At 75.2% G+C, this 12,983-nt stretch carries 8 protein-coding genes and 1 pseudogene; 7 read left to right on the forward strand and 2 right to left on the reverse strand.

What is annotated here, in order from left to right; all coding sequences use genetic code 11:
• Positions 1-287: 287 nt before the first annotated feature.
• Positions 288-1,178 (forward strand): annotated as a pseudogene (locus ABD353_RS40380) (DUF4407 domain-containing protein); the annotation flags it as partial.
• A gap of 675 nt (positions 1,179-1,853) precedes the next feature.
• Here ABD353_RS40380 and ABD353_RS11420 read toward each other — a convergent pair.
• The gene (locus tag ABD353_RS11420; RefSeq protein WP_344623408.1) at positions 1,854-4,652 is read right to left on the reverse strand and encodes an FHA domain-containing protein; all 2,799 of its coding nucleotides are present in this window, start codon (positions 4,650-4,652) and stop codon (positions 1,854-1,856) included.
• 289 nt (positions 4,653-4,941) lie between these two features.
• Here ABD353_RS11420 and ABD353_RS11425 point away from each other — a divergent pair, with 289 nt between their 5' ends.
• The 3 genes from ABD353_RS11425 to prfB all read left to right on the forward strand — a co-directional run bounded on the left by ABD353_RS11425 (position 4,942) and on the right by prfB (position 9,328).
• Complete coding sequence (locus ABD353_RS11425; RefSeq protein WP_344623409.1) at positions 4,942-6,762, forward strand: serine/threonine-protein kinase; 1,821 nt, start codon at positions 4,942-4,944, stop codon at positions 6,760-6,762.
• Positions 6,763-6,924: 162 nt separating this feature from the next.
• Entirely contained in the window at positions 6,925-8,184 is a 1,260-nt protein-coding gene (locus tag ABD353_RS11430; RefSeq protein ID WP_344623410.1) for a serine/threonine-protein kinase, read from the forward strand.
• Between the two features lie 34 nt (positions 8,185-8,218).
• Complete coding sequence (gene prfB, locus ABD353_RS11435) at positions 8,219-9,328, forward strand: peptide chain release factor 2 (RefSeq protein ID WP_344623411.1); 1,110 nt, start codon at positions 8,219-8,221, stop codon at positions 9,326-9,328.
• A gap of 150 nt (positions 9,329-9,478) precedes the next feature.
• Here prfB and ABD353_RS11440 read toward each other — a convergent pair whose 3' ends face one another.
• Positions 9,479-9,673: a hypothetical protein gene (locus ABD353_RS11440; protein WP_263105151.1), complete on the reverse strand. Its 195-nt coding sequence runs from the start codon at positions 9,671-9,673 to the stop codon at positions 9,479-9,481.
• A 337-nt stretch (positions 9,674-10,010) separates the two neighbouring features.
• Between ABD353_RS11440 and ftsE the strand changes: the two genes are divergently transcribed.
• The 3 genes from ftsE to ABD353_RS11455 are packed head-to-tail and all read left to right on the forward strand — an operon-like array spanning position 10,011 to position 12,847.
• Positions 10,011-10,700 (forward strand): cell division ATP-binding protein FtsE, encoded by a 690-nt coding sequence (ftsE, locus tag ABD353_RS11445; RefSeq protein ID WP_344623412.1) that lies wholly within the window; start codon positions 10,011-10,013, stop codon positions 10,698-10,700.
• Between the two features lie 59 nt (positions 10,701-10,759).
• Positions 10,760-11,671, forward strand: a complete 912-nt coding sequence (gene ftsX / locus ABD353_RS11450) for a permease-like cell division protein FtsX (RefSeq protein WP_344623413.1) — start codon at positions 10,760-10,762, stop codon at positions 11,669-11,671.
• A 60-nt stretch (positions 11,672-11,731) separates the two neighbouring features.
• Positions 11,732-12,847, forward strand: coding sequence for a S41 family peptidase (locus ABD353_RS11455; RefSeq protein ID WP_344623414.1), 1,116 nt, complete (start codon positions 11,732-11,734; stop codon positions 12,845-12,847).
• The last annotated feature ends 136 nt before the right edge of the window (positions 12,848-12,983 follow it).

The following is a 12,983-nucleotide window of genomic DNA, read 5'->3' on the forward strand; positions in this document are numbered from 1 at the left end:
GCCCCCCCGGGGGCTGGTCCCCCGCCTGCCCCCCCCCCCCCCCCCGGCCGGCCCCCCCCCCCCCCCCGACCGGCGGATCACCCGGGGCGGCCAGGAGGTCTCCGCCCTCGCCGGCGCGCGGCCCAGGAAGGAGAACGATGAGAATCCTCCCGACGAGAACGACCTCTTCGACTGATCCGGGCCCCGGGGCCGCCGGCCGCCGGCTGCGGGTGCTGACCGGCGTGGACGAGGAACTGCTCGCCCGCGTCCGCACCGAGCGGGCCCGGTACAGCGCGCTGGGCGCCGTCATGGTGTGCACCGCGGCCATCGGCGGGTTCTCGATGTTCTTCGCGCTCGAGGAGATCATCGGCGGGGTCCGGCCGTGGTTCGTCCTCGCGGCACTCGGCTGGGCCGTGTTCGTGCTGTGCCTGGACCGCTGGCTGGTGTCGAGCTCCGGCGGTTCCCGCTGGCGCACCCGCGCCTCGGTCCTGGCACCCCGGCTCGTCATCGCCTGCTTCTTCGGCTTCCTCATCGCGGAGCCGATCGTGCTGCGGATCTTCGAGCCGTCGGTGCTGTCCGTGGTGGCCCAGGACCGGCAGCAACACCTGGACCACCTGCGCCAGGAGCTGCTGGCGTGCAACCGTCCGCCGGGCGCCGCCGATGCGTCGCAGCCCGCCGGCGCCGACTGCGCCGACCGGGACCTCGGCCTCTCCGGGGAGCTCGGTGCCGTCTCCAGGAAGCTGGACCAGCTGCGGTCGCAGGCCGAACAGCTGCGGACGGGGATCGCCGAGGACCAGAAGACCCTCGCCGGGCTGCGGCAGACGGTCAACGAGGAGTGCAACGGCACCGAGGGCCGGGGCCTCACCGGCCGGGCCGGGAACGGTCCGGCGTGCCAGTACGACCAGGAGGCCGTGCGGAACTTCGTGGCCGCGCACCCGGTCGAGGACCAGCAGCGGCAGCTCGCCGAGCTCGACCGTGCGATCACCGAGGCCTCGAAGGGCCGGGCCGGGACGGAGTCGGACTTCCAGAACCTGCTCGTCCGGCGGATCGACGAGCGGTTGAAGCAGGAGGACCAGCCGGGTGCCCCGGTCGGCCTCGGCGACCGGTTCGACGCGCTGTTCGCACTGGCCGGCCGGAGCGGCTTCATCGGCGCGGCGAGCTGGCTCGTCCGGGTCTTCTTCGTCCTGATCGACTGCATGCCGGTCCTGGTGAAGTTCTTCAGCGGAGCGACCGCCTACGACCGTCTCGTGGAGAACGAGACCGTGTCGGCGGAGCGGATCCACACGGACGAGATGCGGGTCCGCGAGGAGGCGGCGTCCGAGCGGCTCAAGACCGAGCTGCACGAGATCCGGGCGCACGCCGCGCGGCGCCGCATGGAGATCGACCTGGAGACCCGGCGGCACGCCAACGAGCAGGAGACCCGCCAGCAGCAGGCCGTCGACGAGCTGTGGGAGCGCAAGCTCGGTGAACGCCGGACGGTGTCGTCCGACGGCGGGGGCGTCCGTCCGGCCGCCGCCGAGCGCCGTGCCGCGGAGGCACCCGTGTCGACGCCGGTGCAGCCTGCGGCCGAGGCGCCGACGGTCGACTCCGACGCCCTGGAGCGGCTCGTCGCGCAGAAGCTCGCGGAGAAGCGGGCCGCTCGGGGGCAGGCCGCGCCCGCCGGGGGACCGGTGGCCGACACCGTGGTGCCCGCGGAGCCGCCCGTGACCGCCCCGGCCGCCGGGCGGCCGGGCGGGGGGGGGCCGGGGGTGCCCGGGGGTGGCGGGGGAGAACTCCGGGGCGCCGCCCGCGGCCGCCCCCGCCGCCGAGCGGCCGGGCGGGCGGGGACCGGTGGTCCCCGTGCCCTGGTCGCTCCTCAAGCCGCCCGCCGAGCCTCAGCGGCACGCCGGTGTGAACGGCCACCAGGCCTGAACCCCGGTCGAGCGGCCGCCCTGGGCGGCGGCGCGCTGGAGGGCGCTGGCGAGCAGGGCGAGGTCGGTCGGGCCGTTGCCGAGTTCGCGGACGGGGCGGCGGGTCGGCGGCAGGCCGAGCTGCATCAGGTCCACCGCCACGACCGTCGGCCGCAGCGTGGACGTCCGCGGGATCCGGCCGCTGACCCGCGCGGTCTGGAAGGCCGTCACCCCGCCGTCCGGGCGCCGCAGGTAGCCGCGGCCCGGCGTCTCCTCCGGCAGCGCCGCGGCGTCCGGCAGGTGGATCAGCTGGTCGGACTCGGCCGGGTGGTCGGTGCGCAGCGCGATCCGTACCTGGGCGGCCTCGTCGATCTCGGTGCCCGCCGTCCGCTCCGGCGCGCCGGTGGCGGCGACCAGGTGCACGCCGAGCCGGCCGCCGCGCTCGGCGACCGCGGCCAGGGCCCGGGAGAGCGGCCGGCCGGCCGGCGAGGTCGGCGCGTACAGCGCGTCCAGGTCGTCGACCACCACGACCATCCGGGCGGGTACCCGCGGCGCGGCGGCCGCGTCCGGCGCGGTGCGCTGCTCGACCACCCGGGACGTCGCGGCGGCGGCCGCGGTGAGACCTCCGGCGGTCACCAGGGCGGGCGCCTTGCGGAGTATCCGGGCGGTGTGCCAGGCGGTGAAGTCCCGCCCGCCGAGCAGGGTCTCACGGCGCGCCAGCTCGTCCAGCAGGGCCTCGGCGGTGAGCAGGGCCTGCCGCGGGTCCGCGGCGGCGTCCAGGTGGGCGGTGACGTGCGGCAGGTCGGTGCAGGCCCGCAGGCCGGCCGACTGGTCCCGGTCGGCGGGGGAGCGGGACTCCACCACGGTGATCTCCAGCCGCTCCGGGCGTTCGGCGACGGCCAGCGAGGCGATCAGGGTGCGCAGCAGCTCGGTCTTGCCGGAGCCGGCCGCGCCGCCGATCAGCAGGTGCGGGCCGCCCTCGGCGCCGTGGCCGTCGGCGGCCTCGGTGTCGGCGAGGTCGACGGTGCACAGGCCGTCCCGGGCGGTGCCGATCAGGGCGGTGGCCGCGCCGGCGCCGTCCGGCAGCCCGGCCCAGCGGTCCGAGAGCTTGGCCGGGGTGACGGCCTCCAGCCGGAGCAGGTCGAGCAGGCGCAGGGCGTCCGGCAGCGGTCCGCGGGCGGCCGGGGCGGCCTCCCGCAGCGGGGCGAGAGCGCGGGCGAGCCGTTCGGCCCAGGCGGCCGGGACGGCGTCCAGGGCGACGTCCTCGATCCGCTCGCGGGCGCCGCCGGCGGGCAGGTCGACGGTGAGCCGGGTGGCGACCTCGCCGGTCACCGCGGCGCGGGCGCCGATCCCGGAGGGCAGCTCCTCCTCGGACTCCGCGAGGCAGACCGTGAAGACGCCGACGGCGGGGCCCTGGCGGAGCAGCAGGTCGAGGCCCTCGCGGGCCTCCGGGGTGCCCGGGTCGCCGTCGACGAGCAGGACGGTGGCCTCCGGGCCGCCCGAGGCGGCGGCCAGCTCGGCGAGCCGGGCCTGGGCCTGCTCGGGGCCGAAGCCGACCAGCAGCCGGCAGTCCTGCCCCTGGCCGGGTCGCAGGTGGGGCAGCCACATCGTCCAGTCCCAGTCGGCGGCGCGCTGCTCGTCGGCGGCGACCACCACCAGGGCGAGGCCGCTCGGCGGGTGCAGCACGGCGAGCTGGGCGGGCACGGCGCGGGCGAGCCCGGTGAGCCGCGGGCGCGGCCCGGCGAGGACGGCGATGCCCGCGGTCTGCAGGTCGGCGGTGACCGGGACGGCGGGCAGCAGCGTGCCCGGGGCGGTGCCGGGACCGCCCGGCCGGTCGGCGGTGCCGAGCCGGACGGCGAGCGCGTCGGGGTGGGTCGGGGTGCGTTCCCACAGCCTCGGGCCGGGGCCGAGCGCGGTGAGCAGCAGCGCGGCCGGGTCGGGCCAGCGCTCGCGCTGCGCGGCGGCCTGCCGGGTGCGGATCTGGACCTGCTGGGCGGCGGCCTCGGGGGCGGGCTGCTGGGGCGCGGTGCGGGAGCGGCGCAGCGAGAGCAGGCCGCGGGCGCGGCCGCCGGGGACCTGCGGGGGCTGCGAGGGCGGTGGGGGCACGGCGGCGGCCGTGCGGGCGCCGGGCCGGTCGGGCAGCTGGAGGTGGCCGTCGCCGTCCGGCACGGCGGGCCGCGACCCGGAATTCCCCCCGATCTCCGTGCGGGCGATCTGCAGGGTCGACTCGCCGAGCCGCAGCAGTCCGCCGTCGGGCAGCTCCGAGGAGTCGCCGCGCAGCCAGCGGCCGTCGAGCAGGGTGCCGTTGGTGGAGTCGAGGTCGCGGACGGTGACCGTGCCGTCGGCGAGGTGGAGGGCGAGGTGCAGCCGGGAGACGTCCGGGTCGTCGAGCGGCACGTCGGCCTCGCTGGAGCGGCCGACGCTGATCTCCTCGCCGTGCAGCCGGTGCACGCCGCCCGCGTCGGGGCCGCCGACGACCCGTAGTTCGGCGGCGGCGGGCAGCTCGTCGGGCCCGGTGTCCGGGTCCGGTTCGCCGAGCGAGAGGACCGCGCCGTCGATCAGCGGCGGTCGGCCGAGCAGCGCCTGGTCGTCCACCCGTTCCGCCCCGGCGTACAGCTGCACGTGCGTGGCGGACCGCGGGCCGCGCACGCCCGCCGCGCCCGCGAGCGCGCCGGCGACTGCGCCGAGCGCCGTGCCGGAGGGTGCCGTGACCAGCACGTCCGTGGACGATCCGGCGCCGGCCGGGCCGCTGCGCGGTCGGAGGACGGTGAGCCGGATCTGCATCTCGCCCGGGTCCCTTCTGCACACGTGTGGTGCCTGCCATCCTGCCACCCTGGAGCGACAGTCCGGGCACGGTACCGGATTTGACGATCTTGCGATCATCGCCGGGGCCGGACCGACGGCACGTCAGCCCGGGCGTCCCCTAGGGGGCACCCCCGAGACTTCCGCGCAGCTCGCGGTGCGCTCGCCTCGGCAAGCCGCCCGGGCACCGTTAGAGTTTGCGAAAACCGCGGAATCGTGGCCACCTGTCCGACCTCCGGGCAGCGAGGACGAGCGACCACAGGAGTCACAGGTGCGGCCGGTCGGCAGCAAGTATCTGATCGAGGAGAGCCTCGGGCGAGGGGCCACCGGTACGGTCTTCCGCGGCCGGGTCCGCGACGACGCCGCCGTTCCGGGCCTGGAGCCGGGCCGCGCGGTCGCCGTCAAGGTGCTGCGCGAGGAGCTGGCCACCGACCCCGACGTGGTGATGCGCTTCCTGCGGGAGCGCTCGGTGCTGCTGCGGCTCACCCACCCCAACATCGTCCGGGTCCGCGACCTGGTGGTGGAGGGCGAGCTGCTCGCCCTGGTGATGGACCTCGTCGAGGGGCCGGACCTCTTCCGCTACCTGCGCTCCAACGGCCCGCTCAGCCCGATCGCCGGCGCCCTGCTGATGGCGCAGGTCGCCGACGCGCTGGCGGTCAGCCACGCCGACGGCGTCGTCCACCGCGACCTGAAGCCGGCCAACGTGCTGCTGGCGACCACGGCCGGCCCGGACGGCTCCGAGCAGATGCACCCGATGCTCACCGACTTCGGCATCGCCCGGCTCGCCGACTCCCCGGGCATCACCCGCACCCACGAGTTCGTCGGCACCCCGGCGTACGTCGCCCCGGAGTCCGCCGAGGGCCGCCCGCAGACCGCCGCGGTCGACGTGTACGGCGCCGGCATCATGCTGTACGAGCTGGTCACCGGCCGTCCGCCGTTCCAGGGCGACGGCCCGATCGCGGTGCTGCAGGCCCACCTCGCCCAGGAGCCGGAGCGCCCGCGCTCGCTGCCCGAGCCGCTGTGGACGGTGATCGAGCGTTGCCTGCGCAAGAGCCCGGCCGAGCGGCCGACCTCGGTCGCGCTGGCCGAGGCGCTGCGGGTGGTCGCGGCCGGGATCGGCGTGCACTCCTCGCCCGCCGCGGTCGAGGCCGCGCTGGCCGTCGGCGACCTGCTGGTGACCGACCCGGCGCTGGCCGCCGCGACGCCGACCGCGGTGAACCCGCTGTCGGCCGGTTCCGCCGACGCCACCCAGGTGCTGCCCTCCCGCGGGTTCGACCCGGGCGCCGCGACCCAGGTGGTCGCCGCCGCCCCGGGCGCCGAGGACCGCACGCAGGTGATGGCCCCGCAGCCGGCCGCCTCCGGCGACCGGACCCGGGTGATGCCGCCGGTGCCCCCGGGCGCGCCCGCCGCCGAGCCGGAGGCGCCGCACCCGTGGCAGACCCAGCTGCGCGCCGCCCGCGACCGCAACCAGCAGACCCAGATCGGCTACTTCGACCCGGAGGAGCTGGACCGCCCGCAGGTCGCCCCGCAGCCGTACCAGGCCCAGCCGCCGTACCAGGCGCCCCAGCCCTACCAGGCCCCGCCGCCGTACCAGGCACCGCAGGGCCGGCCGCCGCAGCCGCCCCAGAGCGGCCGCGGGTCGGGCGGCTACTCGCAGCGCCCGCCGGTGGCCCCGCAGCCGTACCAGGCCCGGCAGAACCCGCCGCAGCCCCCGCAGGGCTACCGCCAGCCCCCGCAGGCCCAGCCGCAGGCCGCCCAGGCCGCGCCGACCCCGCAGGCCTACCCGCCGCCGCAGCCGCCCGCGCCGGCCCCGCAGCGCCGGCAGGAGCCCGCCCCGCAGCGGCGCCCCGAGCCGGCCCCGGCGCCCCGCCGCGAGCCGGCCCCGCGCCGGGAGCCGCGGCCGCGCAGCCGCAACCGGATGTACATCCCGGGCCTCGGCTGCCTCAAGGGCTGCCTGATGGTGCTGCTGATCCTGGCGATCGCCGCGGTGGCGCTGTGGAACTTCACCGACCTGCCAGTGTACTGGGAGAACGTCAAGAGCTGGTTCGCCAGCGCGAGCGACTGGATCAGCGGGTTGAACGGCGGTCGGTGAGCAGCCGACGGTCCGTCAGGGCGGCGATTTTGGCACTTTGTCGACAATTCACGAACTTTCCGTGAAACGACCGTCCCCGACGGCCCTCCGGCGCCCCCCGGAGGGCCGCCGGGCGCGTAGGTTGGTCGTCGAGCACCGACCTACCGAGCCCACGGAGCAGCATTGGCACGCAAGATCGGCAGCCGCTACACCGTCCACCAGGTGATCGGCCGGGGTTCCGCCGGCACCGTCTGGCTCGGCGAGGGCCCGGACGGCCCGGTGGCCGTCAAGTTGCTGCGCGAGGACCTGGCCTCCGACCAGGTCCTGGTCGGCCGCTTCGTCCAGGAGCGCGCCGCCCTCACCAGCCTCGACCACCCCCGGGTGGTCGGCGTGCACGACATGGTCGTGGACGGCAGCGACCTCGCCCTGGTCATGGACCTCGTCCAGGGCACCGACCTGCGCACCCGGCTGGAGCGCGAGGGCGTGCTCCCCCCGCTCGCCGCCGCCTCGGTGATCGCCGACGTCGCCGACGGCCTGGCCGCCGCGCACGCCGCCGGCATCGTCCACCGCGACGTCAAGCCCGAGAACGTGCTGCTCGACCTCGCCGCCCCGCCCGGACCCGGCGGCGCCCCCCGGGCCAAGCTCACCGACTTCGGCATCGCCCGCCTCGTCGACGCCCCCCGCCGCACCCGGGCCACCCGGATCATCGGTACCCCCGACTACCTCGCCCCCGAGATCATCGAGGGCCTGGAACCGCGCGCCGCCGTCGACATCTACGCCCTCGCCACCGTGCTCTACGAGCTGCTGGCCGGCTTCACGCCCTTCGGCGGCGGCCACACCGGCGCCGTGCTGCGCCGCCACGTCACCGAGAGCGTCCCGCCCGTCCCCGGCATGCCGGACGGCCTGTGGCGGATCATCTCCGAGTGCCTGGCCAAGGCCCCCGCCTCCCGGCTGCGCGCCGCCGAGCTGGCCTCCCGGCTGCGCGAGCAGCTGCCGGTCCTCGCCGGGCTGCCGCCGCTCGCCGTCCCCGCCCAGCGCGGCCCGGTCGAGGACGTGCCGACCCCCGGCGAGGCGGTGTACGCCGAGGTCGACGCCGGGACGGGCACCCACCGCCGCCGGCGCGGCCCGGCCGTGCCGCTCGTCCCCGCCCCCTCGCCGGACTCCACCCGCGACACCCACACCAGCCTGCGCCGGCCCTCCCCGCAGGAGCTCGCCTCCTACGCCGCCGAGTCCCGCGCGCAGCGCTCCGCCGCCCCGGTCACCAGCCACCGGCGCCGCCGGCTGGTGCGCCGCCGCCGGATGCTCGCCGTGCTGATCGCCACCGTGCTGCTGCTGGCCGGCGCGGCCGCCGCGTACAGCGCCTTCGCCGCCGAACCGCCCGCCGCCGGGCCCGCCCACGCCGCCGCGGGAGGGCCCGCGGCGCCCCTCGGACCCCCGGTGTAGCCGAACGGTCTCCGCGAACCATTACGCTTGAGGCGTGGCAGCCGTCGATCCTTCCGAAGAGCTCAAGAACCTCGAGACGACCATGGGGTCGATCGAGGCCGTCCTCGACCTGGACAAGATCCGGGCCGACATCGCGACCCTGGAGGAGGATGCAGCCGCCCCGACCCTCTGGGACGACGTCGCCAACGCGCAGAAGGTCACCAGCCGGCTCTCGTTCCTCCAGGGCGAACTGCGCAAGTTCGAGACCCTGCGCGGCCGGGTCGACGACCTGGGCGTCCTGTTCGAGCTGGCCGAGGCCGAGGACGACGCGGACACCCGCGTCGAGGCCGAGGTCGAGCTGGAGTCGGTCAAGAAGGCCGTCGAGGAGCTCGAGGTCCGCACCCTCCTGTCGGGCGAGTACGACGCCCGCGAGGCCCTGGTCAACATCCGTGCCGAGGCGGGCGGCGTCGACGCCGCCGACTTCGCCGAGCAGCTGATGCGCATGTACCTGCGCTGGGCCGAGCGGCACGGCTACCCGACCGAGGTCTACGACACCTCGTACGCCGAAGAGGCCGGTATCAAGTCCGCGACCTTCACCGTCAAGGCGCCGTACGCCTACGGCACCCTCTCCGTCGAGCAGGGCACCCACCGCCTGGTGCGCATCTCCCCGTTCGACAACCAGGGCCGCCGGCAGACCTCCTTCGCCGGCGTCGAGGTCCTCCCGGTCGTCGAGCAGTCCGACCACGTCGACATCGACGAGGGCGACCTGCGCATCGACGTGTACCGCGCCTCCGGCCCCGGCGGCCAGGGCGTCAACACCACCGACTCCGCGGTGCGCATCACCCACCTGCCGACCGGCATCGTGGTCTCCTGCCAGAACGAGCGCTCGCAGATCCAGAACAAGGCCTCGGCGATGAACGTCCTCCAGGCCAAGCTGCTGGAGCGGCGCCGCCAGGAGGAGAAGGCCGCGATGGACGCCCTCAAGGACAGCGGCAGCTCCTGGGGCAACCAGATGCGTTCCTACGTCCTGCACCCGTACCAGATGGTCAAGGACCTGCGCACCGAGCACGAGGTCGGCAACCCGCAGGCCGTCCTGGACGGCGACATCGACGGCTTCATCGAGGCCGGCATCCGCTGGCGCAAGCAGCGGGAGACCGCCAGCTGATCGGGTGCGGACGCCGGGCGAGGTGAACGTTCGGCACGGCATCGAGGCCGGCATCCGCCGGCGCAGGCAGCGGGAGACCGCCGGCTGATCCCAGATCTACGACGAAGGCCCCCGGAGCTCGGCTCCGGGGGCCTTCGGGCGTTCCTGGTCTCAGGCCAGCGCCTGCCGGGCGATGAGGGCCACCGCGAACAGTGCCGCGATCAGGGCCAGCAGGGTCGCCGGGGTCAGTGCGGCGAACGGGCCCTGCTGCTCCTGCATGCGGGCCCGGTTGGCGCGGCACACCGGGCACCGGCCCTCGCTCACGCGGCCGTTGCAGTTGGCGCACACCAGATGGTCGCAGGTCATGCGATCTCCTCCTTGCTGTCACTGCAAACGCACCGGACGGGCCGATGGTTCCGTCCGTCTCTCCACTGTGCCAGGTTCGCGGGCGCTCGGCCCCCGCAGAGGGGGCGTTCTCCGGTGTGATTGTGAGATAGCGCGCACAAATCCCACCTTCCAATTCCGGACAGACGGGAACAATCCCCGACGAATCATCGGTCGGTACCCGACCCGGGACTGCGGGTCGGGCCGTGGTTCGCGTATGGTCCCAGACCTGGAGCGGTCGGGGAGGATGCCGCTTCGACCGCCGCTCCCGGTCCGGGGCGCGGACGGGCCCACCTAGGATGGCCTCCGTGATGCAGCCGTGATCAGATTCGACAACGTCTCCAAGACCTATCCCAAGCAGAACCGTCCTGCCCTGGACAACGTCTCGCTGGAGATCGAGAAGGGCGAGTTCGTCTTCCTGGTCGGCTCGTCCGGCTCGGGGAAGTCGACCTTCCTCCGGCTCTGCCTGCGCGAGGAGCGCCCCAGCACCGGGGCCGTGCACGTGATGGGCAAGGACCTCGGCAAGCTGTCCAACTGGAAGGTGCCGCACATGCGCCGCCAGCTGGGCACGATCTTCCAGGACTTCCGCCTGCTGCCGAACAAGACGGTCGCGCAGAACGTCGGCTTCGCCCTGGAGGTCATCGGCAAGCCGCGCAGCGCCATCGCCAAGGTGGTGCCCGAGGTGCTCGACCTGGTCGGCCTCGGCGGCAAGGAGGACCGCATGCCCGGCGAGCTCTCCGGTGGTGAGCAGCAGCGCGTGGCGATCGCCCGGGCCTTCGTCAACCGCCCGATGCTGCTGATCGCGGACGAGCCCACGGGAAACCTCGACCCGCAGAACTCGGTCGGCATCATGAAGCTCCTCGACCGGATCAACCGCACCGGCACCACGGTGCTGATGGCCACGCACGACCAGGCCATCGTCGACCAGATGCGCAAGCGCGTGATCGAACTCGACAAGGGGCTGCTGGTCCGCGACCAGGCCCGCGGCGTGTACGGCTACCAGAACTAGCCGCCACCCGTCGTCACGCCTGACCGCCCAGCCTGCACCGACCCTGGATTGAGAGAAGCATGCGTATCCGGTTCGTCCTCTCGGAGATCGGCATCGGCCTCCGCCGCAACCTGACGATGACCATCGCGGTCATCGTCAGTGTCGCGCTGTCCCTCGCCCTTGCCGGTGGCAGCCTCCTGGTCCGCGACCAGGTCAACTCGATGAAGGGCTACTGGTACGACAAGGTCGAGGTCAGCATCTCGTTCTGCACCAAGTTCGACATGGCGGCCTCGGCGCAGTGCGCCAGCGGTGCGGCCACCGACGACCAGGTGACCGCGGTCAAGGCGCAGCTCGACAAGATGACCCCGCTGGTGCAGAAGGCCACCCTGGAGACCGCCCCCGAGGCGTACAAGCACTGGAAGGAGTCGAACCCGGACAACCCGCTGCTCGCGGCGGTCGGTCCGGAGGCGATGCCGCAGTCGTGGCGGGTCAAGCTCAGCGACCCGACCAAGTACGACGTCATCCAGAGCGCCTTCGCCGGCAAGCCCGGCGTGAAGTCGGTGGACGACCAGCGCCGGATCCTGGAGAACCTCTTCGGCCTGCTGAACGGTCTGCAGACCGCCGCCTTCGTCATCATGGTGCTGATGCTCTTCGTGGCGCTGCTGCTGATCGTCAACACCGTCCGGGTGTCGGCCTTCAGCCGACGGCGCGAGACCGGCATCATGCGCCTCGTCGGTGCCTCGAACTTCTACGTGCAGATGCCGTTCATCGCGGAGGCCGCGTTCTCCGCCCTGCTCGGCGCGGTGATGGCCTCCGGCCTGCTGCTGCTCGGCCACTTCTTCGTCCAGCACTGGCTGGCGAAGCGGGTGCTGTTCATCCAGTTCATCGGCCTGTCCTCGGTCCTGACGGTGATTCCGCTGCTGGTCGTGGTCGGCATGGCGATGGCCGGCATCGCGGCCTTCTTCACCCTGCGCAAGTACCTCAAGGTCTGACCTGCGAGGTCCCGGGCGTTCCGTCGCCCCGGCGGGGCCGTGCCGCCTAGACTCCGTCGCATGCCGGGAAGCCACCGTCGGGTACGCCAGGGAGCCGCGCTCACCCTGGTGTTCGGCGTCGTCCTGATGGCGGGTGCCGCGAGCGGCGCCTGGGGCGAGCCGCTGACGGTGCCGCTGCCGCCCTCGATGGACGCCGCCGCACGGCTCGCCGCCGGACGGGACGTCACCGGAGCCGACCTCAGCCCGCAGCAGGCCGAGGCCCTGGTCGACGCGAGCGGCGACCGCTGGGCCGCCTACCTGAGCCCGGACCAGTACGCGGACCTGGTCCGCGGCCGCTACCTCGGCGTGGGGCTCTCGGTGGACCGCAGCAGGGACGGCTCGACCGCCGTCTCCGCCGTGCAGCCCGGCGGCCCGGCCGCCCGGGCCGGCATCGCGGCCGGGGACCGGCTGGTCGCGGTCGACGGCGCCCGGGCCGACGGCCTGCCGGTGACGGAGGTGGTGGCCCGGCTGCGCGGCAGCGCCGGTGCCCCGACCGACCGCACGGTGGCGCTCACCGTCTCGCGCGGCTCGGCCGCCCCGCGCGAGGTCGTGCTGGGGCGGGCCTTACTGGCCGCCCAGGAGGTCGGTGTCGAGCGGCTGCCCGACGGCGTGACGCGGATCACCGTGCGGGCCTTCACCAGCGGCGTGGCCGAACAGGTCCGGATCGCGGCCCAGGGGGCCCGGGCGGTCGTGCTGGACCTGCGCGGCAGCTCCGGCGGCCTGGTCGACGAGGCGGTCGGCACCGCCTCGGTCTTCCTGGACGGCGGGCCGGTCGCCTCCTACGAGTCCCGCGGGGTGCGGCGCGAGCTGACGGCCGCCTCCGGCGGGGACACCGCCACCCCGCTGGTGGTGCTGGTGGACGGCGGGACGATGAGCGCCGCCGAACTGCTCGCCGGCGCCCTGCAGGACCGCTGCCGGGCCGTCCTGGTGGGCGCCAGGACCTTCGGCAAGGGCACCGTGCAGCAGCCCAGCCGGCTGGCGGACGGCGGCGTGGTGGAGCTCACCGTGGGCCGCTACTACACCCCGGAGGGCCGCTCGCCCGACGGCACCGGCCTGCAGCCCGACGTCTCGGCCGCCCCGGAGGGCGCCGCCGACCTCGCCCTGCACGTCCTCGCGGGCCTGGGCGCGCGCCGCTGATCCGCCGGGCCGCCACGGCCCCGCAGCGGCGCGCCTCGGCCCGCACCGGCCCCGCATCGGACCTCCGGCGGCCCGCCGGCCCGGCACGCCCGCCACCCGCGCGCAAAAGGACTGCCCCCGACGTCGCCGAGGTGCG

Source organism: Kitasatospora arboriphila (genome assembly GCF_039528095.1).
GTDB classification, from domain to species: Bacteria; Actinomycetota; Actinomycetes; order Streptomycetales; family Streptomycetaceae; genus Kitasatospora; species Kitasatospora arboriphila.

Coding starts and splice junctions, on each gene's coding strand:
- ABD353_RS11455 (WP_344623414.1), top strand. CDS start 11,732: ATGCCGGGAAGCCACCGTCGGGTACGCCAGGGAGCCGCGCTCACCCTG.
- ftsX (WP_344623413.1), top strand. CDS start 10,760: ATGCGTATCCGGTTCGTCCTCTCGGAGATCGGCATCGGCCTCCGCCGC.
- ABD353_RS11440 (WP_263105151.1), bottom strand. CDS start 9,673: ATGACCTGCGACCATCTGGTGTGCGCCAACTGCAACGGCCGCGTGAGC.
- ABD353_RS11420 (WP_344623408.1), bottom strand. CDS start 4,652: ATGCAGATCCGGCTCACCGTCCTCCGACCGCGCAGCGGCCCGGCCGGC.